Origin of the sequence: Bacillus sp. SRB_331 (assembly GCF_003264175.1) — a bacterium.
Taxonomy (GTDB): Bacteria; Bacillota; Bacilli; order Bacillales; family Bacillaceae_G; genus Bacillus_A; species Bacillus_A mycoides.
This window is the reverse complement of record NZ_NADV01000007.1, coordinates 250,086-275,198: the sequence shown is the minus strand read 5'-3', so window position 1 is coordinate 275,198 and position 25,113 is coordinate 250,086. Positions and strand designations below refer to the sequence as shown.

Genomic DNA, 25,113 nt, shown 5'->3' with positions numbered 1-25,113 from the left:
TCACTTCTCCTTACGGTACCTCATTTCCCTCCAAATCCATAAAACCGGCCGCAAAGGGAAATATAAAACATGCAGCTGTTTTGGCAGTGGTAAAGTTTCCACATCCTGAGGATAAGGATACAACCAACTAAGATGAAACAGTAGCTTTTGAGAGCTTGTCTTTAACAAATATAAATATCGCTCATGATATTTTGAAACTTCTTCTGGGACAGGATCTGTATGCAAGTTAATCATACTTTCCAAGTAATATATAGCAAGCTGCGCTAATTGCGTTACCCTTCTCCCTGACATTAATACTTTTGTCTCTTCTTCTATTATAAGAGTATCTAAAAGCTTAGAAGATAAAATAAGGGCCTGACCTACCAGTTGTTTGCATCCGTATTTTTCCAACATAACAATGAGTTCTTTCCAATCTATTTCTTGCCTTACCATACGGTCAATGTCTGTTAACCATCGAAGCCTGGACCAACCATGCCTAGTCCCATGAGTCACAAGAAACATAAACAAATCCTCTCTACCTAAAAAATAGACAGGATAATTTGTGACAGGACTCGTCCTCTTTCGCTCCCATAACTCATCAAAGCGTGGTTCCTTTCCCGGCCCTGGGTGTAGTCGCCAATGAATCTCCAATTTCACCTTACTTATCGGATGCATGTAAGTTGTATGGTGGCGTCTCCACTTCCATTCATTCATAACCGTCGGAAAATCATCCTCTTTGACATAACCATTCTTTACAAGTAATTCGTTCACTTTTCCAAGATCATCTATAGGAACAAGGGCATCCAGATCCCCTGATGTTCGAAGGGAAATATCTCCATATAGATCCGTACCAAGAATAGGGCCCTTCAAAAATAGAAGTCGAAGTTGGTTTTCAGCAAATAATTTACTTACCTTTCCCATTTCTCCACTTAAATGAAGCATATGGAATGTATTCCTTTTAAAATATGTACTTAATACTTGCATAACATTTGATGGAACTAACTGTTTATCAATAGATTTCATTTTTGGATAAATGAACGCATACATACGATGATGCAGCGCCAGTTTCAAAAATTTGTTCCAATCAATATTTATGAACCAGTCTTCCGGGATTTCTTGTATCTCTTTATCTTCCTTCTTTATAATTTCAAGTAACAATTTTAGTTCTTTAGGTAAATGACTCAAATCAAGATTACAACCGGTATACATCTCATTCTCCTTCAAGATTTTTTTACCCTATCCTCTTTGCAAATTTACCAACAACAGTAAATCTCTTCATTTCTTCTACGCCAGTAATATAAAAGGGCCCGCTACGTAACCACGCATGGGCAATCATATTTCCTGTCTCATCTTTCGCGGTCCCTAAGTAAAGGGTACTTTCAATTTGACGCTTCTCCAACATTTTCATTGCAGCGATAGCTTTAACGAGACACTGGCTTTCCCAAAATGTATAACGGCTCATCATATGCACTGCTTGAGAAATTTCCCTTAACGTAATCTTTTCCGATTCATCATAGCTTAAAGACGTTTCTGCCATATGAATTCCTAATATAGGAGCAGCTTTAGAAAACGGTATACTTTTAAGAATACGAGCCCAGCCTAAATAAAAGAAAGCTTCTATAAGTAATAATTTTGTTCCCATATCGAACGACAAGAAAGCTTTGGCTTTATTTATGATATTCATCGATCCTACTCCTAATCTATTAAATCTGGAACGTTCAATTAAAAATCAAAGTTTTTCATCAACCGAGATTAACCCTTCTGCATACAAATGATTTAAGAAAGAGAGTACTTGTTCCTTACATTCTGCCTCTTCAATCATATATCGAGACAATAATATATCAATCACTTGATTGACAGATATTAATTCATTAATTAAACTCCAAATTTCACCACCTATACCTCCTAAGTTATAGTATTTCCCATTATGGATGCTCATCATCACTTTCTCCCCATCCATATCGCTCACTACATTTTCCTGACCTTGTACAACAAAACTGTGTAATGAAATTGTTTGTTTACTACTCATTATTTTTCCTCCTCTTTTAAAGACTCTAGAATTTTGGATACTAAATCATGTGCCGTAAACTTTGAAATAGGACGTCTCAATTGAAACATATCTATTTTGTTTACGATATTTGTAGAATGCATAAAATGCCATTCCATCATCCCCAATCGTGGGATTAATGAATTCCTATATGTATGACGCAGCAATGTGCGTAGTCTCTCCAGTCCTTCAATCTGCTGAAGTTCAACATCCCCATTTTCTACTTTCACTAATTCGAATACACCTGCCAATGGTAATGGTTCCTCGAAAAAGTTAGCTGTAACGGGGACAGCATATTTAGTTTCCCTTTCAAATAATGGCTGATAATGCGCTGTCTCCATTCCAAACTGATCAAGACTCTCTTTCCATAACTTTTGTTGCGGATAAGATGGTGTAACAAAAGGAGTATTATCCTCAGAAAGAGACACAGCAATTACATCATCGCTTAAAAGCTTATAGCCTTTGCTTAAAAGGGCTGATGCAAGAGTTGATTTTCCAGCTCCTGATCTTCCTACAAAAGCATACGCCTTTCCATTGATGGCTATTACACTTCCATGCAGAGGGAGTATTTTTCTCTGCATCAACAATGCCCCCATACAAGTCCCAAGAATATAAAGCCGAATCTTATCTTGATCAGACCCTTTCATAGGTGAAACAATGATTTTTTCTCCATTTTGAATACAAAACGTAGCAGTTTCGGGGATTTGAAACATAATTAATTCTTTTTCAACTACAAACACTGACTTCGGAGAAGATAACTCTCCCCATAATTGGGACAAATCTGCAGTTTCTATTTTTACGTCTACTTCATTTTCGTAATTACTTACTTGAGGCAATTCCGGCAGGGGAATCTCACTTAATAGGGCTAATCCGAAGGCTTTGTAAATCTCTTTCTTTACAGTATGTATCATCTTTCTCACTCCAAATAGTTGAAAAATTGATTAAAAAAACCCTTATACCGTAATTAAACTATATAAGGGCTGTAAAGCATATAAATCTTATTTAAATATTAGTGCATTAGCTGTGGTGAAGAGCGCCTTGCTCATCCTCATCTTCAAAAACTTGGTCAACAAGTCTCTTTCCAGGTCCAGCCATTGTCATGTTGATATCAAGTACTTCTAATACTGGTGATTGCCATTCTTGTTTCATAATTTCACCCCCTTTCAAATATATTTTTTGATAAATCGATAGACAATAAGACTACGCATTAAAATTCTAAAATCTGGATCAAACACGTATTCTACTCGTGGTTCTCCTTGAATTTTCAAAATCGCGCTCTTAATAATCTCCATATTAAAAAAGTTAGAGGCCACTGGGTCTTTACTAAGCTGCTGAAGTTCCTCGATAAACATTTTCCATGAAGGAATCATGCGATGAACCACATCAGCTGCCTGTATTCCCCGCACACGCTGATTTAATCTTACTTTGTCAGGAAGAAATCCTTTTGTGGACCTCCGGACAAGTGCACGATTTAAGCCATTTTGAACAAATTGTTCGAGTGGTAACGATAAACAGAATCGAATTACCCGTAAGTCATTCGTTGGATCATGCCCTTGTAAACCATAACGCAAGGAGAGCTTTGTTCCACTTGTACCCGTTGTATTCCACAAGTTTAGCTGTTCAAAATGTTTCTGCCTTATTTCATATATATTTGGGATAGAAGCCCCTGTTACTTTCACACCATGTTCTTCAAGCTTTCTAAATACATCAGTACGTTTTGCAAGTTCTGGACTAACTAACGTTGGCAGTTCGTATTGCTGTTCCGAGGAAAACATGTTTTTTATCGATGGAAATGCTTTCTCCCCTACAACTTTCAGTATTCTCGATTTTTTGACCCCAACGTTCTTACCATACAAATCAATTTCACGATAAAGCTGCAACCAGCTGAACTTTTTAAGTAAAATCGCATAATAATCTAAAGCTGGCCCCCAAGAGATTGTGAAATTTCCTCTCGCTCCATTTAAGAGCACCCCAATCCCTTGTTGTTGGGCTTTTTCATAAATTCCTTTCACCCAGACGGAATTTTCGAAAAATTTATATGGCATCTCCATAATCTCAAGCCAATCATCAATTTCTGAGAAAGAATTTTCTCCCGGAAAATTCAAATAATTCCCTTTAATATTCCCTACATGTTGTACTGTAGTTTGAATAAATGGCTTTTCATCAGCAATCGTATGACCACGAGTCCAATCAGTAAACCCTTCCGCAGGTACTGAGCTGAATGTATATAATTTTTTGTTCTCTTTTTGCAGGGCTCTCGCAGCAAAGCTAGCAACAGCTCCTGAATCTAATCCCCCACTTAAATGAGAACCAACATTACGATGAGTACGTAACCTTGATGTTACTGCACTTTCAAATACGTCCCTGAACGCCTCTTCATAATCTTCATTTGATTTGAGTTGCAACTGCTCCTTTACAAATAACGTGTCGTATTTCGCAATACTAACTCTTCCCTTAACTACGGAGATAGTATGAGAAGGCGGGACTTGCTCTATATTTTTATGCACTGTTGAAAATGCATCTATTGTATCAAGCATATTAGGTATCGCTAAATATTCAGCTAACCATTGCTCATTCAATTCCTTCCCGACGTACGGTAAAGAAAACAGCGGTTGTATGCTAGTACAAAAAGCAAATTGATTTTGATTGCGGTAAAAGTAAAAAGTCCGACTTCCTGAAAAATCACGTGCACCAAAGAGCAATTGCTTTCTCTCATCCCAAATCATAAAAGCAAAATCACCAATTAGATACTTTGGTACATGCTCTCCCCACTTTTGATAAGCGAGTAAAATCAACTTACTATCAGGCATCTCTCTTCTATGTACCTTGTCTACTTGCAATCTATCGAATAATTCATTGCGATTATCAATAATAGCATCAGCAGTTATAACCAACTGTGTTTCATAATCATAGTAAGGTAATTGTTCATTAATAGATTCAGATGTTATCCATTTTGCATGGGAGCCAAAAAAAATATTTTCCTTGTGCCATATATCGGTATTGTCACCTGGATAACGAGATAAATCTTTCATGATTCCAATCCTATGTTCAGGCGGTATCGGTTCTCCATTTAAATGATAAATTCCGGTTATTGCACTCATTTTTTCCTCCCACTACGAGACAATTAAGGGAAAACCCGATGGATAAGCAAATTACTAGATATATCAAAAAAATGTTATTAATATACCAGAAAACCCTTTCCTCAAACTACCTCGTTTACGCATAACAGATTTTAAAACCCAATTTTATAGCCTTAAATCTTTTTTCAGTTGAAGTATTCAAGCTTTCAGGCTACCTATCCTATTGTAAACCCTCGCATTTTAATTTTCTCAAAAAAAGAACAAAGGTGTGATTTTCTTAATTCGAATCAAAATATTACCATCTGAATTTTATATAAATAAAAATCACTGAATTTAATATATCAATAAAACGTTTATATTCTTTATAAAGAATATAAACTCAGATTACCATTTCACTATTGCATTGTCAAGTATCTATATACTCAAGAAAACAAATATTTATGTATCTTTTTTAGTAACTGTAAGAACAAATAATACAGTAAAACTTTAATCGGTAGGAGGCTTTACATCCCTACCGACTATTAATCTTATCAATCGAGCTTTTACGAACATTCCATCTATCTTCTAAGTTTCCCTAAAATCTTAAGGTAGTGCTCTTAATGTTCACAAATAGCAGGATAAACGTTATATCTTACAAATACACAGGAGAATTTTCATCTTTTTATATTTTGAAAATTTCTGTGCTATGATATTTCATATAATTTATTATTAACCTATTAATTAACGCTGATTTTCATATTTTATGTTCTCTATTACTTCATTCCCCTGCTTATTTAATCAAAACAGGAGAATAACCTTTTTATATTTATACCATTTTCACAAAAGGGATGATATAATATGCGTTTACCACTAATAATGCTAGCAAAGAATATAATTCGCATTTACCACAAGATTATGTACGCTTACTATTTCACTCTTTATAGGGATTGCCGTGACTTTCATTCAAAAAAAATTTTTTTCCGTAAAATGAAATTTCACAAAAACGGCACTGACTGAGATATTAAATCCTCCTAGTTCATTAACGCCTTTCTTAATTGAAGCTCTTTCTATTTTTTATCTTTACATGCTAGCACTTACCGTCAATATATTCTTAATACATGTAATAACTCTTGTCTGATCTTTTTCTGTCATACCTGATCCAGATGGAAGACATAGACCGGTTTCAAATAGTTTTCTAGCAATATCTTCACGTTCACTATGAGAATAATAAGTTATTCCCTCAAATAGGGGTTGCATATGAAGAGGTTTCCAAACAGGACGCGCCTCAATGTTTTCATTTTCCAGTTGTTTCAGTAATGCCTGAATCGATACTCCTGTTTTTTCTTCATCTACAGTAAGAACTGTAAGCCATCGGTTTGAATAGGTATCCTCTAACTCAGGCATAAACTGTACCCCTGGAATATAAGATAATTCTTGATAGTACCTATCAAATATTTTTCTCCTTGCCTGTACTCTATCTCGTAAGACTTGCAGCTGCGCCCTACCTACACCCGCTAAAATATTACTCATACGATAATTATATCCAACCTCACTATGTTGGTAGTGTGGAGCCGGATCTCTTGCTTGGGTAGCTAAAAATCTTGCTTTTCTCAATGCTTCGACATCATTCGAAACAAGCATACCTCCACCTGAGGTTGTAATGATTTTATTGCCATTGAATGAATAAACACCGAATTTTCCGAATGTTCCACTCGCTTTACCTTTGTAGGAAGAACCAAGTGATTCCGCTGCATCTTCTACTACTGGAACATTATATGTATTACATAACGAAAGAATCTCATCCATTTTAGCGCTTTGTCCATATAGATTCACAACAATTACTGCTTTCGGAAGTACCCCTTTCTCTTTTGCATCACGTAATGCACATTCTAAAGCCTGCGGTGACATATTCCATGTTTCAGGCTCTGAATCAATAAATACTGGTGTAGCCCCTAAATATAAAATTGGATTTGCGCTCGCTATAAAAGTAAGACTTGAACAAAACACCGTATCTACATCTCTTACATCCAGTAAGCGAAGTGCCAAATGGATAGCAGAGGTTCCTGAACTAACTGCAGCCGCATCAAGAACTCCAACATGGGATGAAAGTTCACTTTCAAACGCATCTACATTTGGACCAAGTGGAGCAATCCAATTCATATCAAATGCTTCCCCTATATATTTTTGTTCATTACCGCTCATATGTGGAGCGGAGAGATAGATTCTTGTTTTTTCCTGTGAGTATACCACTTTAAACACTCTCCTATAATTCTTTTTTTATTACTCTAGCTGGAATACCAACTGCCTTACAATTCGCTACAATGTCACGGATCACTGTTGCTCCGGCACCGATAACGGACCAATCGCCAATTGTAATATTTGGAATCACATTAACTCCTGCTCCTATATGTACTCCTGTTCCTACAGTAACGGATCCTGTAAGCACTGCATTTGGGGAAATATGTGCAAAATCATTTATCTTATTATCATGTTCAATAATAGCGCCTGAATTGACAATAACGTGATTCCCAATTTCAACATCTGCATTAACAATTGCACCTGGCATAATAACCGTACCAGCTCCAATCTTTGCACTTAAACTAACAATAGATTGTTTATGTATAAGCGTCGCATAGCGATGACTGGGAATCTCTAACTGCTCCATAATTATCTTTCTTGTTCTGTTATTCCCTATAGCTATCACTAACTTTGTATCTACATGCTCATCCATTAACTTTACAGCTGCAGAAATAGGTCCAAAATAGACACCATCCTCAATTTTCAACTCTTTATACACATCATCTAATTGCGCAATGATTTCATAATTTCCATACGATAGGATAATATCTCGGATTACTTTACTATGACCACCTGCCCCAATCATAATTATTTGCATCCATCTCACCTCCTCAAGAATTCTTTGTACCATTAAATTTTTCCACAGTTACATGCCCAACCTGATTGATTCCTTCTGACTTAAATACTTTCTTTACCGTTAACAACAAAATTTTCATATCAAGCCAAAAAGTCCGTTTTTTTGCATACCATACATCAAAACTAAATTTTTCCTCCCAAGAAATCGCGTTTCTGCCATTTACTTGGGCCCATCCCGTAATCCCTGGTCTGACATTATGTCGCTTGGCCTGCTCTTCTGTGTATAGTTCCAAATACTCCATCAATAATGGTCTTGGACCTACCAAACTTAGGTCCCCTTTTATAACATTAAACAACTGTGGCAATTCATCTAAACTATATTTTCTCAGAAACCCTCCGAAACGGGTAAACCTTACATCATCAGGCAACGCATTCCCCTCACTATCCTTCTCGTCAGTCATAGTTCTAAACTTATAAAGAAAAAAAGGGACACCATGCAATCCCGGGCGTTGCTGCTTAAATATGATAGGGGAACCCAACTTAATTCTAACTAAAACAGCCACTATTATAATAAGAGGTAAAAGAAACACCAATAATGACAAAGAAACGAACAAATCGAAAAGTCTTTTCATATATAATCATACTCCTAATTTGGTTTATGTATTAACCTCTACTCCATAACTGCCTAAAACTTCTATCTTCATAAAAAGCAGCCGCATTCATAGTTGAAAAATAACGAATTGATTTACTTTTTTATTTAAGGACATGTCATGCAAAATATTTAATTAAAATACTCAGTAATAAGAACACCACCATATTCAACAGAACATAGTGGTGTTTCATTTCTAAAAGATTCTTAATATTTTCCTTTTATTTACTTGCTCTTACTTTAAAGCATTATAATTTTGTGTCAATTCATTAGGCGCTGGTGCTCGATGGATTGGGTTAGTAACGGGATTATAGAAATGTAGATTTCAAATTAAAAAGTGCCCTTTTTGTTTGACTGAATTTTCACCCTCAGGTTTCCCATTATACTTTTAACAACTCCAAATAAATACTTAAATTCATCTGTCTTATAAAAAATAAATACATAAATAGCATTTGGAATTATTAAACAAATCACCCCTCTTAATATTAATGCTAGTAATCCATTATACGGAATAAGACCACATATTAAACTTGTGATAACGCAAGCTCCTAGCCCTATCATCACATAGTAAGTATATTTTAAAAAATAATCCCTAACCGGTTTACGAAATACTTTCTTATATACTAAATAAGGAGCAATCCAAAATGGAACCACTAGTGTACTTATAAGTGTTCCAATAAAGACACCTGTTATACCCATATATTGCACCAAGACAATAGAAGCCACCAGATTTACGGCAGCCTCTAAAAAGGGAGCATACCTATCTTCATGAAAAATCCCTGATGTTGTTTTGACCATAGATATAGAACGTCTCATTCCTGATACATAAAAATTTATCATTAATATAATTAATACACTTATATCCATAATAAATTTCGAACCAATCCATAAAGTAATAAAGGGTTGCATTATAATATATAAAAATATGGAAAAAAATGAGTATATCCAAAAATTACAAAGCATAGTAATCTTAAATATGCTATAAATTTTTTCATCGCTTTCTTTTGCAACCAAATTCCCTACACTATGATTAATATTATCAAAGATTTGATTTATAAAGGTTCTACAAATGTTAATTAACATATAATAATTTGAATACAATCCAACAGCTGTAACACTGACAAAAGACGCAATTAACATGTTATCAGTACCAAAGACAATATATCCACCTATATTATGTAGCACTAAAGCCTTTACATTTTTAACAATATTACTTTTGGTTTCACTATCTAATTTGCTTGCTGCTTTATTTTTTAAAAATGGGTACATCTTATCTACCAATATAGCCAAGAACGCAGAGGTACTAATTGTTATAATAATATCGATTATTAGATATAAAATATAACTATGCGTAAAGTATAAAATTCCTATTTTAACGCAAGTAGATATAATAGATGAGATAGAATAAATCCCTGTAACAATATATCCCTTTTGACATACATTTAAAAATGAGGTTTTATAAGAAAATAGATAAGATGAAGCTGTATTAATTAAAAATATAATATAAATAAAATGAATATTGTCTACCTTTGCATCTTTAGCGATATATCCAAGAAAAGGTAATAAAAGTAATCCTAGTAACAATACTATTAAAGCTATTGCCATATATGCCTTTCTATAAAAATTCATAAGCATATTGATTCTATCCTGATTATTTTCTGCCACTGGTTTATATAGATTATATATGATAGCAGATCCTATTCCTGCTTCAGCTAAAGATAACATTCCTAATATATTAGTAAATAATCCATTTACCCCCAGGTACTCAACACCTAAATAAGTAATAAATATGGTTCTGGAAGCAAAACTTAGTAACGTAATAATAACTTGACTACCTATACCGGCTGATATATTAATTATTGAATTTTTAACTCTCATTTTTCCTCCCACTTCAGAAAGTATGAAAACACTTTCAATCAAAGAGTATTACCTGATTTCTCTTTTATATGCTGCAACTATTAAAGGGTACACTTTAAACTTTATTGCTAAATAATATATATACTCCTTAAAGTTATTGCATCGATATGAAAAACCAATTCCTTTTACACTATCTGAGAACATTTCATAATTCACTATTCTACGAAAAGCATTATTAACATCCACATTAGGATCGCTTTTTAAATTATTAACCAACAGTCTATATATGTGATTTATATAATAATTAGCCATATCTTTTTTAAATTGCTTATCGTGTAGTAAACCAAATTCTTGTGAAAGTTGTCTTCTCATTTGATATTGTAAAACTAAACTGTTCTCTAAATTTGGTTTATACGGAACCCTCATTAAGCTATTTGGATTATTAATAGTATAAAAATAAAGAACTTCTGAGATTGCACATACCCTTTGTGAGTGCAATAAAAACTCTAAATTAAAAATAACATCTTCTCCAATAAACACTTGTTCATTAAATCTGATGTTTTTTTCTTTTATAATGCTTAAATTGTATATATACCTCCATGCAAAGCATAGATCATTCTTGGAATGAACATTTGGAGAGCTCAGTACAAAATCCCTCCCGTTCATAACAGTATCTAATTTGAAGTTAGGAATAATACTATTATTATTTGGAACAGTTTTGTATCCACATATTACAGCATCACACTTTTCATCTTCTGCAATACCATATAACCTAGTAAAATAGTTTTCGCTTACCTCATCATCGGGATCTATAAACACTATATACTTCCCTGTAGCAGCTTCGATCCCTGCATTTCTTGCACTACTCACTCCTCCATTTTCTTTATAGATTACTTTAATTCTATTATCCTTTTCTAAATATTCTCCACATATTTCACCACATTTATCTGTTGAACCGTCATTGACTAAAACTAATTCAATATTGACGAAAGGCTGTTTTAAAACACTTTCAATACATCTAGCTAACCATTTTTCCACATTATATATGGGAACAATAACACTTATTAATTCATGCAATCCTTTCACCCCTACATTACTTACATAAGTTAAACCCTCACGCCTATCTTATTACAGCTTTAATTTCGTTTAAATATTTCTCATCTTGAATATCGCCCACATTTTGTCCAGCACCTGCTTCACATACGTACTTATTTTCAATTTTGATTTTAGTTTTTGCTTGTCTTAAAAACCATTCGTATTCAATATCCACATGCCCTATATCAATTGCTTGATATCCCTCTTTATACAAATCATATGCTAATATAGTAGCAGTAGGCCCTATTGCTAATAGAATCAATTTAGATTTATTATTTTTTTTTGCTGCTGTTAAGATTTTATTGTAATGTAAGAATGCGTGCTCCTCTGGTACTAAAATCCTTTCAATTGATTTAGCATTGTCAAACAGATCATTTCCAATACCTAATCTACTCTTACTGCCTTCTATTAAAACTATATCCCTATCTTTCCATATTAATTTTAATAATATAAACCATTCTTTACATTTTGACTTATCTCGAAAGGGATAATAGAATCTCGATATAAAGGAATTATAATATACTTTTCCCTTCTTCAAATCTTTATACCACTTTAATCTATATTTTGCAGTATGAAGACTCCAATAATTTTTTGGTTCATCTGCATATTTTGATAAATCTTGAAAAACATCCGGTAAACAAACTAAGAACTTCTCATCTTCACTTAGCAATATTTCTTTTAATCTTTTTGATAACAAATGATCCGCCCGTTGAAATGTTATATCTAGATTATGAATTAATTTAAATTCACCATCACCATACCTGGCTACGGAAGCTTTATCATGAATAATTTTTTTTAAAGTTTCATCTATAGATTGAATTCTAGGAGGCTTGAAAAAGCACTTCGTGAATCGATCTTTTATGATAGTTAATCGATTCAAACTCTGAATTTTCACATCAACCAATTTATTCCAAATAAAAACTAACATACTTTTTATTTTTATTTGTACCATACCAAGCTCCTTTCTAATACTTTTCTCGATAGAGCATTAGATTATCTTCCCTCTTTTTCTTAAGAAAATTACTCTTATCCCTCTATTCACATCTTACATAATATTTATTCTTATTATTTCCCAATTTTTCAACTAGCCTTTTTTCTCAATGAAATATCGCCTCTAGAATTTTCAGCGGCAAGTTTCCGGCCTATTTTTATTGATGGAATTTCAATAAATTTATAACATAAGACCGACACAACCATAGTAAATATGAAAGAAATTAATAAAATTAAAGGCACTGATATCTTTCCATAGAAAATATGAACTGTTGTTAATAGAACAATTGGATGTACTAAATAAAGACTATATGATATTTCCCCTATAAATTGTACTGGTTTAATCAGTAATAATTTAGAAAATAGTTTTGAACTTAGGGCGGATAGAATAATTAAAACTGCGCCAAAACATATATACCAATCGATGATGATAAGATACAACTCATAATCAATTTCACCAATTAGTTTGGAAAGTAACATAAATGGGATACGTGGATAGCTAAAAAATAAAAGACCTAAAGGCAATAATAGATATTTTACTTTTAAATTAATAATTTTACTCACTAAATATTCTCTGTTTTTAGCTAGTAGTGCACCAATAATAAACATTGAGCTATAATGTAATGTGATAAAGTAATTGGTGGATACTGGAATATTAAATTCGCTTGGAATGTTCTTCATTAATAAATAACCAATAACTGATAAAAACATCGCTATCCCAATACTTACTTTCCAGTTTACTCTAAGTAAAAGAAAAATAATTAAAGGAAACACTATGGAAATTCGCATCTCGTGAACTAATGACCAAATCACCATAATAAACGCATCAGAATTAAATTCTCTCAAGAATAAAATATGATCCATTACTCTATTAAAAGAAACTTCTATGTTCCATGAACCCCATTGTACCAAACCGGGAATGGTACCAATTTTAGAATGAATCCCCAATTTAATTCCTATTGCAATAAAAAGAATCACAATATAAGGAATATAAATCCTACAAACTCTTTTAATAAGATACTTTAAATAATTAAATTTCGTCCCTTTATAAAAAGGCAAGGATAGAACAAATCCACTTAACACAAAAAATATAATAACAGCCGAATGACCTTGCCATAATATAGAAAAATAGGCCCCAAATGTTGAATACATTACCTTTTTACCTAATATCGGAAATAATGCTAAGAAGTGTCCTAATAGAACAATGATTGCAGCAATACCCCGAAGGGAATCCAATTCTTTATAACGTCTCGTCATAATTCTTCCCTCTGTTCTAAAATGAAATTTATTAATCTAACTATTAAAATTTAGTCATCCTTATAAGGATGACTAAATTTTATAATTATTACGTAAATTAATTAATCTAATACAAAACCCTTGTGTGAATGGCAATATATCGAATAACGTAGAATATACACCTATATCCTTCGTATCACCTTGAGAGAAGTCAACCGCTCCGTTTCTTCTTGTCACTCCCATCAAATAACCGATAGCTTTATCTGCACTTTCCAAACATTCCTTTGAAATATCCTCTATCTTTGCTGCATTCAACATAAACCACCCCAGTGTGGATGTAGCGGAGGAATCTGGTCCGCATTCGTTCCTGGTTACAGTCCAATTCCAATTGCCTTGTTGTTGAAATTTCATCGTAGCTTTTGCAAATTTACGTACACTTTCTTCTAATACAGGTTTATAGCTGTTGTTTTCCGGTAATTCATTCCACGTATCTATAAGACCTATAGCAAACCATCCAAGACCTCTTCCCCAGCCATATAAACCTAGAGGAACTTTATCTTCTAATCTATAAGCATGGCATGGTATATGACTTAAGTTTAACATTCCATATGTTTCATATTCTTTAATCTGCTTTACAGCCAAATCTATACACTCACTTTTGTTATACCTAATGCCGTAAGTCACTAAGAATGGACATATGAAACCAATGGTATCTACGTATCGATACCCCTTCATAAACTTTCTATATTCTATCGTACCATCCTCACCTATATGCTCTTGTATCATTTCCCAAGTAGCATCCAAGGCTTTTTTATATTTATCTATATCCTCAAAATCCAGCTTCATGATCGCATAAGCAAGTATTGCTCCATCTACATACTGAGGTTTGTGCACCCACTGACCATTATGATCAAATTTAGAGTTCAAAAACTTCGTAATTTCATGTTTCACTGCTTTGTCATCGTTATATTTCAGGTATTCAGATAACCCTAATAGTAAAGATGCTTCTTGCCAATGCTGTATAGCACTTTTCGTATAATTTCCTTTCAACATATCAATTGCTATTAATCTTGTGTTATCAGTTACCTTAATCTTTGGTGTTTTATTTAGCCACTTAACACCTATATGAGTGATTGACTGATTCCATAAGCTTTTATCCGTATATCTCCCTATTTTTATTCTTCCCAACCAATTCTTTCCTATAGGAATGAAATCAATTACTACAATAATTGCGATTACAGCAAGTAACACAAGGCACGCTGCCTGTATAACCATATGATTATGTCCTTTCTATACTACTTAAATAATGTATATAATTTTTTTATCTCCGACTCGGTTCCTAGCTCTTCATCTGATAAGTTCTTTATTAACTTATTTCTTAATTCTTCATTATGTATTAATTTCTTAATTCCCTCCGAAAGTGAGTGAGCATCCATGTCTATAATCAGCCCATTTTCTTCATTTTTAATTTGATCTTTAGCTGTACTGAAATTTGTTACCATTATTGGTTTATGCAGTATTTTTGCTTCGTCTATTGCGATAGATTTTCCTTCGAACCTGGATGGTTGTACATATATATCTGCTTCTCTTATATACGGATAGGGATTTTCTTTCAGTCCTAACAGTAAAAAATGATCTTGAAGGTGATTTTCTTCTATCATTTTTTCTAACTTACCTCGCCCTTCCCCTTCTCCAATGATATACCACTTTATTTCATATCCATCTCCAACCAGATTCTTACATGCTTCTATAGCCAAATCAAATCCCTTTTCATGACTTAGCCTTCCTACAGAAACAAGCTTTACCCCTTTACGCTCTAGATCTACCTTTTCCTGTGACATTTTATTTATCGTACTTGGAGATACGATGTTATGAATAACACCTATTTTGTCGTTATATATAGAAAATCTTTGTTTTAAAACATTGGCACATTCCTCAGACACCGTCACTATATGATCCAATGAACGAAAATAACCCATATCAATGTTAGGATCCATTCCTAATTTGTCATAATCAGTGTGTATAAAACCAATTTTCTTATTCGCATTTACTTTGTCTATACAAAAGTAAACTGGGTTCTTTTCTAAGTACCCAATCGCTACATCATACTTTTTACTTATATTCTGTAAAGATTTTGATAGATATCGCCATACTCTCTGTTCACAACGGGCTTTGTTTTTTTCACTTTTAAATATGTAACCTGCACAAACCCTTGATAAGGCTATATCTAGTCTTCCTTGTCGCAAGCATTTCATGACAGCTGCTTTTATCGGCATATCAAACAACTGATACTCAGAAGGTTCTTCCAATACATTCACTTGTTTAGGGATTTTATTAAGGAATAAACCTTCATGCTTAAATAAAAATAAATCCACATTATAGCGAGAGTAATCCATCGTATTCAACAGAGAGATTAATGACTTCTCAGCCCCACCGCAGTTCAAATTATTGATAACAAATAATACGTCTTTTTTCATAATAATCACCTTTTAAAGAATTCCGTAGAGCTTATTTATTTCTTTTTCGGTTCCTAACTTTTCTGTAGATAAATTATTTACGATTCTTTCCCTTAATTCTATATCTTTGATAAGCCTTTCAATTTCAGTTGCTATTCCTTCTTCAGACATCTCAGTAATAATTCCGTTTATTCCATGATTTATTTGATCTTTTGCAGTTTCAAAGTTGGTCACCACTATCGGTTTATGCAATATTTTTGCTTCATCAATTGCTATAGACTTACCTTCATATCTAGATGGTTGCACATATATATCTGCTTTTCGTATATAAGGATAGGGATTTTCTCGAACCCCCAAAATTGTAAAATGGTTTGATAGATGATGATCTTCTATTAAACGTTCTAATACATCTTTTTCATTTCCATCCCCTAATACGTACCACTTTATCTTGTATCCTTTTTCAAGAAGTAACTTGCAAGATTTCACCGCTAAATCTAAACCCTTTTCATGACTTAATCTGGCGACAGTAATAATATTGGTATAATGTCTATCAAACAAACTGTCATCTTCTATATCTTCTTTAGATAAATCATATATAATGCTAGGAGCTACTATATTATATATAATCGTAACTTTATTTTTTAGTTGTGGAAAATTTTCTTGCAACGATTTTGCACACTCTTCTGAAACCGTTATTAGATTATCTAGTTGTTCAAAATATGAGTTATCGAACTGGCAATCCATACCTGAATTCGAGTAATTTGTATGTATCCATCCAGCCTTTTTTTTGGCATTGACTTTATCAACTACGAAGTATATTGAAGACTTTTCAAGATAGCCTATCGCTGCATCATACTCTTTTTCTAACACTTCAAATGACTTACTTTGATATTCCCATGTATACTGTTCTGAAATTGCAGCTTCCCTTATCAATCTATTTTTAATAGTGAACATCAGTCTTGAATATGCTAAATCAATTTGTCTATTCTTTAAAAAGCCCATTATTGAATTTTTAAGGCTAGATGCAAATATTTTATAATCACTTGGCAGATCTAATATATTTACCTCTCTTGGTATCGAATTTATGAATATTCCTGTTTTATTAAACAAAAATAAATCTACATCATATAAACTGTAATCTATCTGAGATAGTAAATTTATCAAGCTTTTTTCTCCACCACCAGCAGATAAACTAGGCATAACAAATAGTAGTTTTTTTTTCATAATGTACCCCAAATTACTTAGACAATTCTTTCAAATATTCTACTGCTTTGTAAGACATTTTCTTTATATTAGGTATAGATTGTTGTAACTTTTGTTTTATTTCCTCTTCCTCTCGTACCATCTCATCAAATCTTGCTTTTAATTTATTACTATCAGATATCTCCTCTATATCTAAAACTAATTTTTCTTCCCCAAATATATCTTTAGATATCCCTTTGGACTTTACACTATATCCCAATACCATAGTCGGAATAAAACTAGAGTAAGCAGCTATAGTTGCATGCGTTCGAGCTCCTATAAAGAAACGCATTCTAGCTATATACCCCTTATACTGTATTGCATTTAAGTTATCTGGTAACAGAATCACTCTGCCTGTGTCCTTAAATTCTTGGTAATATTTGTAGAGAACTTCGTAATCATTGTTCCCATCTTCAATAACGTGAGGTGTAAGAGCAATCGTCATATCTGTAGTATTTAATATATGATTAACTAACTCTCTTACCGCGACTTGAGAATTCTCATTTCTATTCCATACAAGCGGGCTAAAATTAAGACCCATTGTATTTCCTTCCTGCCATCCATTAGGCAACTCCAATTCTTCTTTTTCCATTGTAAACGCAGCATCAGCACACAATTGAACATTATTTAATCCTTGTTTTTTTAACATATTATAGGTAAGACTTTCGCGTGCTAATATTAAATCAAAGAGCTTTAGATCTTCCAACTTTCTTTCAGACATATCCTCTTCTCCTATAGAACATCCCCATAGTACTAGCTTTTTCCCCTGCATTTTTACTCTTCTATCAATCTCATACCACCCAGGTTGCTCTCCATAGCAATAATTATCCCCTCCGATAGATAAACATACATCGGAACTTTTTATATGCTTTATTATGTTATGATGAATTTTCCCTAATGCATAAGACTCATCGTTAAAGAGTTTTACTTTAACTGAGGACAATAACCAATCATATGAATATTTTTTCAGACTGCGGCTAGAACCATCATATATATAATCTAACTTATTGATTACCTTATCTGTTTCAGGTCTATCTGATGCCAAACATACTTTTGCTCCATCTATTTTTTCTTTTATAATATTTGTAGAAGCTCGAACTATCGCTTCGCACCCTCTATTCAAACTGCCCCCATGGGCAAACATCATAAACTTCACACTAAATTCCTCCAGTTTTATTTATTTCTAAGCCTGCTGTAAGAGACTGCGAAGTATAACCCCACAGTAGATTTTCTTTTAATCATATTTATTAAAAATTTCTCATATCTACCAAGCTTGCTATAAGTTACTTCACAATATAGTGGCAATGCCTCTCTAACATATTGATTACATATCATTTTTTTTATGTATTCATATCTCTCACTAAACCGTATTTCCTTAGACGGTTCAAAATAAATATATACGTAGGAAATTACACTATTTATAAACTTTCTTGATTTCAATTCACGTATCTTTGCCTTATCGACCTTTTCGATGTAAATTTTCGGTAGTTCCATGTTATATACTTCCACAGCTCGCTTGAAATAATCTTTTTTTGAGATATCCCGAGTTGCGCTACCCGCTACATCCCTATAATAATACCCCGTATAATCTATATATTTCATATTAGTTGCATTACTAAAAAATTGAATATTAAACATTCCATCTTCTCCTAATGCAACCTTCTCTGGAAACTTCACATTACTTTTCGTTATTATGCTATTTTTATAAATTTTGTTTACAGCAGTATTTAAATTATCGCTTTTAAGAAAATAGGGTAATATCTCTTTATTTATATATTCTTTTTCCAGAACAATATTAATTGGAAATGGATATTCAATTGTTACCTTATGCCCTTCAATCTCACTTCTTAAATTTGATATAATTACATCACAATTGCTTTGTTTTGCTGAATTATACAGAGTTTCATACATATCCGCTTCTACATAATCATCTGCATCAACAAATCCAATATATTCACCATTAGCTATAAGAATTCCTTGATTCCTTGCAATACTCACACCTTGATTTTTTTGATTTATAAGTATAATCCTGTCATCTAGTGCCCTATACTTTTCAATAATCTCTACACTATTGTCCGTTGAACCATCATTGATAAAGATAAATTCGCAGTTATGAAGCACCTGATTTAACAGTGATTCTATACACCGAGTAATATATTTACCAGCATTATAAACCGGTATAATTACACTGACATTTCTATTCATGAGCAAATCACCCCTTTGCTTCGAATCTCTTATACTTTCATTTTTAAAAATTTTTGTAGTTGTACCAGTACAATTAATAAACTTTTAAGCCTCCATAATTTCATACAACTTATTTAATTCATACTTATTACTATAATCAGTATTACTACAATTGTTAGCTAACTGCTTTCTTACGGTAGCATCCCTATACAATTTTTCTATTCCATCTGCTATTCCTTCAACGGATAATTCCGTAATATATCCGTCAACCCCATTTTTCACTTGACTGTTTGCGGTTGTATAATTTGTAATTAGGACTGGTTTTGCAAGTATCTGAGCCTCTCCTACTGTAACAGCTTTTCCCTCATATCTAGATGGTTGGACATATAAATCAGCTTCTTTTATATATGGATATGGATTAATTTGCTTTCCTAACAACACAAAGCTATTTTCTAATTTCAAATCCCTTATTAGACTTTTAATCATTGTTTCGTCTCCACCATATCCAACTACATACCAGGCTATATTCTCATAGCCTTTATCTTTCAATATCCTTAAAGCCCTAACAGCATTATCGATTCCTTTTGCATGAGATAGTCTAGCCACAGTTATAATTTTAAAACGGTTATCAAGAAGCATAGGGGTATCTATCTCTTCATTCGCCATGTCTCTAATAAACTGCGGGGAGGTTATATTTTCCATCACTATAACCTTATTTTTTAATGCACTATATTTTTTTAAAAATGAATTTTTGCATGCTTCTGATACGGCTACAATATAATCAAATTTATTCCATACTTTTAAATCCATCTCTATATCTGTCTCAATTGTAGAATAATCTGTATGGATCCATGCTATTTTTCTCTTAGCCTTGACCTTATCTGCTACAAAATAATGCGGCCACAAATAACTAATTGCAACATCATACTCTTTATCTAGTTTAGGTAAAAATGGAATAGCATATTTCCACATTAATTGCATTTGATAATATCCTGTCTCTACTATTCCTTTAGCTTTTCCTGCAAAACGAGTATTTATCTTAGATAAAATTCTAGAAAATCCAATGCCATACTCTTTATCCTTTAAAGTTTCTCCGATTGACTTCCTAAAGGTGGTGTATTGTGGAACTTCTTCTAATAGATTTACCTTGTTACAAACTAATTCCAAAAAATCCCCTTGATGCCTATACAGCATTAAATCAACAGCGTATTTTTTGTAATCAAAACCCTCAAGCATACTTATAAGGCTTCTTTCTACTCCTCCAACTTCCATATCAAATGAGGCCACCAGTATATCCTTCATATATGCCTCCTAATTTTTTGTAACAAATTTTCTTATCCGCGCTATATTTTCTCCACCTATAACCTTAGATGCTAACAGTTTTAAACCACTCTTCAATCTCGCTTTAGGTGGTAACCAACTTTTATAAAAATGATGCATTGCATATGTATTTGGAGTAATAAATTTTCTACAGTTAATATAATCATATGGAGAAAAATATGTTTGAGGATAGAAGGCTCCTATCCCACTTATTTCTTGATATTTTCCATTCAACTGTAATCCTTTATTTTTTAGTATCTCGCTTATAATGGCCACATTGGTTAAACTGTCATACTTTCCATCCTCTTTAATAAAACTTTTTTCTTCGTATGAATCTAGAAACATTTTTATTAATACATTTCCTTTAGTGGCTCCTATTGTACTTGTAGCTATATAGTTCTCTTGTTCAAATCCCCAAAATGAATCATGATGTAGCATATCATCAAAAGATTTGAATACCTCCACATCCGTATCTAAGTAAATTCCTCCAAATTTATAAAGAGCGTATACTCTTACATAATCACTTACAAATGCAAATTTTTTGTATTCATAGGCTTCCTTGACATATAAATTACAATTTATATCAAAATTATCTTCATTCCACTCAATTATTTCATAACCAGCCAAATTCTCTTTCCAGCTATCTATACATTTTTTTACTATTATTGGTTTTTCTCCTTTACCAAACCAACAATAGTGAATGATGCGTGGAATCTTTTCTGTAAATGCCAACTCAGTATCCCCTTTCTAAACTATATAGAATAATACACCTATACACCTAAATTTCCATATTTCATTGATCAACTAGTCATTAACATATTTCACCTTAAAAAACTTAGAAATTTAAAAAATTACTTTTATAAATAATGTTTAATGTTAGTACATTCTCGTATGCATAGAAAATAAAATAAAATATTAATATTGCATAATAAACTAGTTTTTGGTCTTTATCAGTAAATAATTTTATAATCCATGAAATTAAAATTAATTGGTATAATCCAAAATATATAGAAAATCTTGCAAAAATCCAATTTTGTGTTGAAATTATCATGAATACAAGTCCTAATATAGACATATTTACTACATAGTCACTTTTAGGAAATATTCCCCTGAGTTTCTCTCTTCCAATGTAAGCAATAATAATTGGAGGAATATTAACTCCAACTCTAAGTATATTTGCTCCGCCCTCAGAAAAGTTCTTGTAATCTCCATACTGACTATCTCCTATGACTGAGAATAAGGTATCTAAAAATTGATTAAACCCTATAACTATGAATACAGAGCAAAAGAGGGTTACATACGTTTCCCATGACCATGCTTTTCTCCTAATCATAAAATATATTGGAATAAGGATAAGTGCAGTTTGGTGTATTGTTGATGCAAATAGAATAATTAGAATATACTTTTTCCAGTTACCTTCAAATATATATTTTGTTGCAGCAAAAATAATTGCTGCTGCAAGAAATTGCCTTATCCCATTCATTGATATTAAATACATTCCACCTGTTATATATACATATAAACTTAATTCGAACATTCTTGTATATTTATATAAAACCAATACAATAAGTACATTTGTTATTAGTGCCGTTACAAAAATCAATATTTGAGGGTCATTAGAGAACTGTTTTAAAATCATCTGAAGCACATTAAAACCCATATCTTTTCCTTCTTTTATATGTTCCCAATCAAACGTATCTTTTTTATAAGAATACATATAAAAAAAAGTATCCCCGATATTATTACGGAGACCAGACACCATTACAAGAATAACTATTGTTAAAAATACTAACAGCTTATTTGGCTTTGATTGAACAATGTGTGGTCCCATTATTACAGGAGTAGAAAAATATCTTGCTAAAAAAGAAAGAATATAAACTAAGGCCAGCGTAACCCAAAATATAAACATTTTTAAATTCCTTTCATATTATAGATTGTAAATATAAAACTCTTTGCTATTCTTTAACCAAATAATTCAATAATATAACCTATCAGTCCTATATTTCTCTTACAATCTAAATACATATGACAATAAAATACACAGTCAATTAAAGACCTACTATTTATTTTTCAAAACAGTAGCTTTACTTGTCTTTTGAATATAAAAATGAAGCATAATCCCAAAAGGTGTAGCCACCAAAGTAATAAATTTATATGGGGACTCAATGAGAAATTTATAGTTTTTGATCATCAAGTTGCTAGATACATAATGTATAGATTCCCGAAATTTTTCTTTTAATGTAGGAGCATATTTCATAGCAACTTTTCTAAAGAATGAGAACCCTTGAGGATTTTTTCTATATTGCTTAATAATGTTCATGCTAGATCCATCTGCTAAATACTCAACATGACAAAGAACTTTATTCATGATGAGTAACGGATGCTCTTGATCAATAAGAATATATTTATAACTTAAAGGACAGTACTTTTCGCCCGGAAATATTGGATATGGTGGGGTTTTTCGTGTTAACTCTGATCGATAAACTAACTTTTTATCACCTGTGACTTTATATTTCGCATGCAAATCTGTCAGTTTAGATTCCTTCACATGTTCCGGCATCATCGTTCCAATAACTTTTCCATTTGGATTAGCGTCTAATCCTATTATGCCAGCGTAATCATTACTTCCATACTCCTTCCAAAAACGAGTGATATTTTCAACGGCATCATCCGCCATATAATCATCAGAATCAATACAAACATTAAGTTCCGTATCAATTAATTCGTAAGCAGTATTATGTGCCCCGTGCATTCCCTGATTCTCTTGATAATGATACTGAATTGAGATACTGCCTTGGGAAATCCAATTTTCTATTAACTCTCTTGTGTCATCTGTAGATCCATCATCAATAATTAACCAAACAAAATCCTTACTTGTCTGTCGCTTTAAACTTTCATAACATAAATGCAGCGTGTAAGCACGGTTAAATGTAGGTGTAAAAATTGTAAGAATAGGTTTCAATTTACATCTCTCCATCAATCATCTAATCTATTAAAATTCATCCCCTAATATTGTTAATATACTATTTAATACTAATCTATCAGGTCTTACATATTCATGGTAATATCTATAATTGTTAATCATCATTTGATATCTATAATTTTCATCATTTGATAAAGTATATATTTGATTTATACATTCTTCTGGTGTTTTAAAAACAAGATAATTTTGACCATCACGAAAATCACCTGAGACTTCATAATGTAATTCTTCTGTTACTATAGCCTTGCTTGCTGCAACATACTCTGCAAATTTCCAACCAATAGATTGATGTAATCCCATAGTTGCAATACAAATTGCAGATTCTTTTACCTTTCTTAGGTAATTATTCCGTTCAGTAGCTTTTCCGTCTTCTATAACAATATCTGCATAATTTTTATATGCAAATTCTGATGGTGCTACTCCTCCATAAAATTTATCTCCAAACTCTTTTCGACAAAGTCTAATGCATGTTGCTCGAAAATCATTAATATATGCACGTTCTTCCTTTTTATTCGAAGAAATTTGCCCTTCATAATCTCCATTTACATCCCATAGCCTAGCCATAAAAAGAATTTTTGAATCTATTTCTTTATGAGGTATATCTTCAAAAGAATTAATACGATATAAACCATTGTAATATTGAGACAACGGAACCTTCCGTATTATTTTCTTAATTTTCTCCCTAAGTGGATCTTGAGGCATCGGTGAATGCGCAATATTTCCAGGTATTGTAACCATATAATTTAATCCAAGAGGATAAATTTTTTCCTTATGCCTTAACTTTGAATTATAAAAACTATTAAAACTTCGCTTAAAGTAAAAGTCGTATTTTTCTAACAACACATTCATAAACTCAACATAATCCTGATTTTGCTTAAGCAAATTATCATAACCGTCATTAACATCATATAAAACTCGAGTTTTCCCGTTGATTATAACTTCCATCATATTATAAGGTAATTGATCTTGATGATTCTTACTAAGTTTCTCTATCCTCAAGTCTATTACTCCTTGTTGAGCAAGTAGAACAAAACCTGCAGTTATATTATAGAGATGCAGCGGAACTTCTCCTAGCCTAAGACAACATGAAACTCTTGACATCATTGTGCTCCTTTTTAATCCTTTAGACATTATTTAAAATA

At 32.5% G+C, this 25,113-nt stretch carries 23 protein-coding genes; all 23 read right to left on the bottom strand.

All coding sequences use genetic code 11. The annotated features are described in order from the left end of the window. The 23 genes from B5P42_RS04990 to B5P42_RS04880 all read right to left on the bottom strand — a co-directional run bounded on the left by B5P42_RS04990 (position 1) and on the right by B5P42_RS04880 (position 25,072). Positions 1–1,188 (bottom strand): nucleotidyltransferase domain-containing protein, encoded by a 1,188-nt coding sequence (locus B5P42_RS04990; RefSeq protein WP_078213867.1) that lies wholly within the window; start codon positions 1,186–1,188, stop codon positions 1–3. Between the two features lie 22 nt (positions 1,189–1,210). Beyond that, the gene (locus B5P42_RS04985; RefSeq protein ID WP_016130929.1) at positions 1,211–1,663 is read right to left on the bottom strand and encodes a lasso peptide biosynthesis B2 protein; all 453 of its coding nucleotides are present in this window, start codon (positions 1,661–1,663) and stop codon (positions 1,211–1,213) included. 45 nt (positions 1,664–1,708) lie between these two features. Further along, the gene (locus B5P42_RS04980) at positions 1,709–2,008 is read right to left on the bottom strand and encodes a lasso peptide biosynthesis PqqD family chaperone (protein WP_000095761.1); all 300 of its coding nucleotides are present in this window, start codon (positions 2,006–2,008) and stop codon (positions 1,709–1,711) included. Continuing rightward, positions 2,008–2,937 carry an aldolase gene (locus B5P42_RS04975; RefSeq protein ID WP_078213869.1) on the bottom strand — a complete coding sequence of 310 codons (930 nt, stop codon included), beginning with the start codon at positions 2,935–2,937 and terminating at the stop codon, positions 2,008–2,010. Before B5P42_RS04975 ends, B5P42_RS04980 begins: the two co-directional genes overlap by 1 nt. 106 nt (positions 2,938–3,043) lie before the next feature. Further along, entirely contained in the window at positions 3,044–3,175 is a 132-nt protein-coding gene (locus B5P42_RS04970) for a paeninodin family lasso peptide (RefSeq protein WP_000808480.1), read from the bottom strand. Between the two features lie 14 nt (positions 3,176–3,189). After that, positions 3,190–5,127, bottom strand: coding sequence for a lasso peptide isopeptide bond-forming cyclase (locus B5P42_RS04965; RefSeq protein WP_078213870.1), 1,938 nt, complete (start codon positions 5,125–5,127; stop codon positions 3,190–3,192). Positions 5,128–6,165: 1,038 nt separating this feature from the next. Then, positions 6,166–7,335, bottom strand: coding sequence for an aminotransferase class I/II-fold pyridoxal phosphate-dependent enzyme (locus B5P42_RS04960; RefSeq protein ID WP_088004902.1), 1,170 nt, complete (start codon positions 7,333–7,335; stop codon positions 6,166–6,168). A gap of 13 nt (positions 7,336–7,348) precedes the next feature. Beyond that, a complete protein-coding gene (locus B5P42_RS04955; RefSeq protein ID WP_078213782.1) occupies positions 7,349–7,981 on the bottom strand; it encodes an acetyltransferase in 633 nt (210 codons plus the stop codon). A 13-nt stretch (positions 7,982–7,994) separates the two neighbouring features. Beyond that, positions 7,995–8,591: a sugar transferase gene (locus tag B5P42_RS04950; RefSeq protein ID WP_113733760.1), complete on the bottom strand. Its 597-nt coding sequence runs from the start codon at positions 8,589–8,591 to the stop codon at positions 7,995–7,997. Between the two features lie 347 nt (positions 8,592–8,938). Continuing rightward, positions 8,939–10,486, bottom strand: a complete 1,548-nt coding sequence (locus tag B5P42_RS04945) for a lipopolysaccharide biosynthesis protein (protein ID WP_078213784.1) — start codon at positions 10,484–10,486, stop codon at positions 8,939–8,941. A gap of 48 nt (positions 10,487–10,534) precedes the next feature. Next, positions 10,535–11,542 (bottom strand): glycosyltransferase, encoded by a 1,008-nt coding sequence (locus B5P42_RS04940; RefSeq protein ID WP_016127645.1) that lies wholly within the window; start codon positions 11,540–11,542, stop codon positions 10,535–10,537. A 43-nt stretch (positions 11,543–11,585) separates the two neighbouring features. After that, complete coding sequence (locus B5P42_RS04935; RefSeq protein ID WP_113733759.1) at positions 11,586–12,512, bottom strand: SP_1767 family glycosyltransferase; 927 nt, start codon at positions 12,510–12,512, stop codon at positions 11,586–11,588. Positions 12,513–12,640: 128 nt separating this feature from the next. Next, positions 12,641–13,807 carry an acyltransferase family protein gene (locus B5P42_RS04930; protein WP_078213786.1) on the bottom strand — a complete coding sequence of 389 codons (1,167 nt, stop codon included), beginning with the start codon at positions 13,805–13,807 and terminating at the stop codon, positions 12,641–12,643. Positions 13,808–13,879: 72 nt separating this feature from the next. Continuing rightward, a complete protein-coding gene (locus tag B5P42_RS04925; protein WP_113733758.1) occupies positions 13,880–15,061 on the bottom strand; it encodes a glycoside hydrolase family 88 protein in 1,182 nt (393 codons plus the stop codon). A 20-nt stretch (positions 15,062–15,081) separates the two neighbouring features. Continuing rightward, a complete protein-coding gene (locus B5P42_RS04920; RefSeq protein ID WP_016127641.1) occupies positions 15,082–16,263 on the bottom strand; it encodes a glycosyltransferase in 1,182 nt (393 codons plus the stop codon). 12 nt (positions 16,264–16,275) lie between these two features. Continuing rightward, a complete protein-coding gene (locus tag B5P42_RS04915; protein WP_078176133.1) occupies positions 16,276–17,466 on the bottom strand; it encodes a glycosyltransferase in 1,191 nt (396 codons plus the stop codon). A 13-nt stretch (positions 17,467–17,479) separates the two neighbouring features. Further along, positions 17,480–18,640: a polysaccharide pyruvyl transferase family protein gene (locus tag B5P42_RS04910; RefSeq protein ID WP_078176134.1), complete on the bottom strand. Its 1,161-nt coding sequence runs from the start codon at positions 18,638–18,640 to the stop codon at positions 17,480–17,482. Positions 18,641–18,657: 17 nt separating this feature from the next. Further along, positions 18,658–19,689 carry a glycosyltransferase gene (locus B5P42_RS04905; protein WP_078176135.1) on the bottom strand — a complete coding sequence of 344 codons (1,032 nt, stop codon included), beginning with the start codon at positions 19,687–19,689 and terminating at the stop codon, positions 18,658–18,660. 84 nt (positions 19,690–19,773) lie between these two features. Then, positions 19,774–20,970 carry a glycosyltransferase gene (locus B5P42_RS04900; RefSeq protein ID WP_078176136.1) on the bottom strand — a complete coding sequence of 399 codons (1,197 nt, stop codon included), beginning with the start codon at positions 20,968–20,970 and terminating at the stop codon, positions 19,774–19,776. Positions 20,971–20,979: 9 nt separating this feature from the next. Further along, on the bottom strand, positions 20,980–21,720 hold the full coding sequence (locus B5P42_RS04895) for a glycosyltransferase family 32 protein (RefSeq protein ID WP_078176137.1): 741 nt from the start codon (positions 21,718–21,720) through the stop codon (positions 20,980–20,982). A gap of 103 nt (positions 21,721–21,823) precedes the next feature. Next, positions 21,824–22,897, bottom strand: coding sequence for an EpsG family protein (locus B5P42_RS04890; protein WP_113733757.1), 1,074 nt, complete (start codon positions 22,895–22,897; stop codon positions 21,824–21,826). Positions 22,898–23,047: 150 nt separating this feature from the next. Continuing rightward, a complete protein-coding gene (locus B5P42_RS04885; RefSeq protein ID WP_078176139.1) occupies positions 23,048–23,950 on the bottom strand; it encodes a glycosyltransferase family A protein in 903 nt (300 codons plus the stop codon). 30 nt (positions 23,951–23,980) lie between these two features. Then, complete coding sequence (locus tag B5P42_RS04880; protein ID WP_078176140.1) at positions 23,981–25,072, bottom strand: hypothetical protein; 1,092 nt, start codon at positions 25,070–25,072, stop codon at positions 23,981–23,983. Positions 25,073–25,113 lie beyond the last annotated feature (41 nt).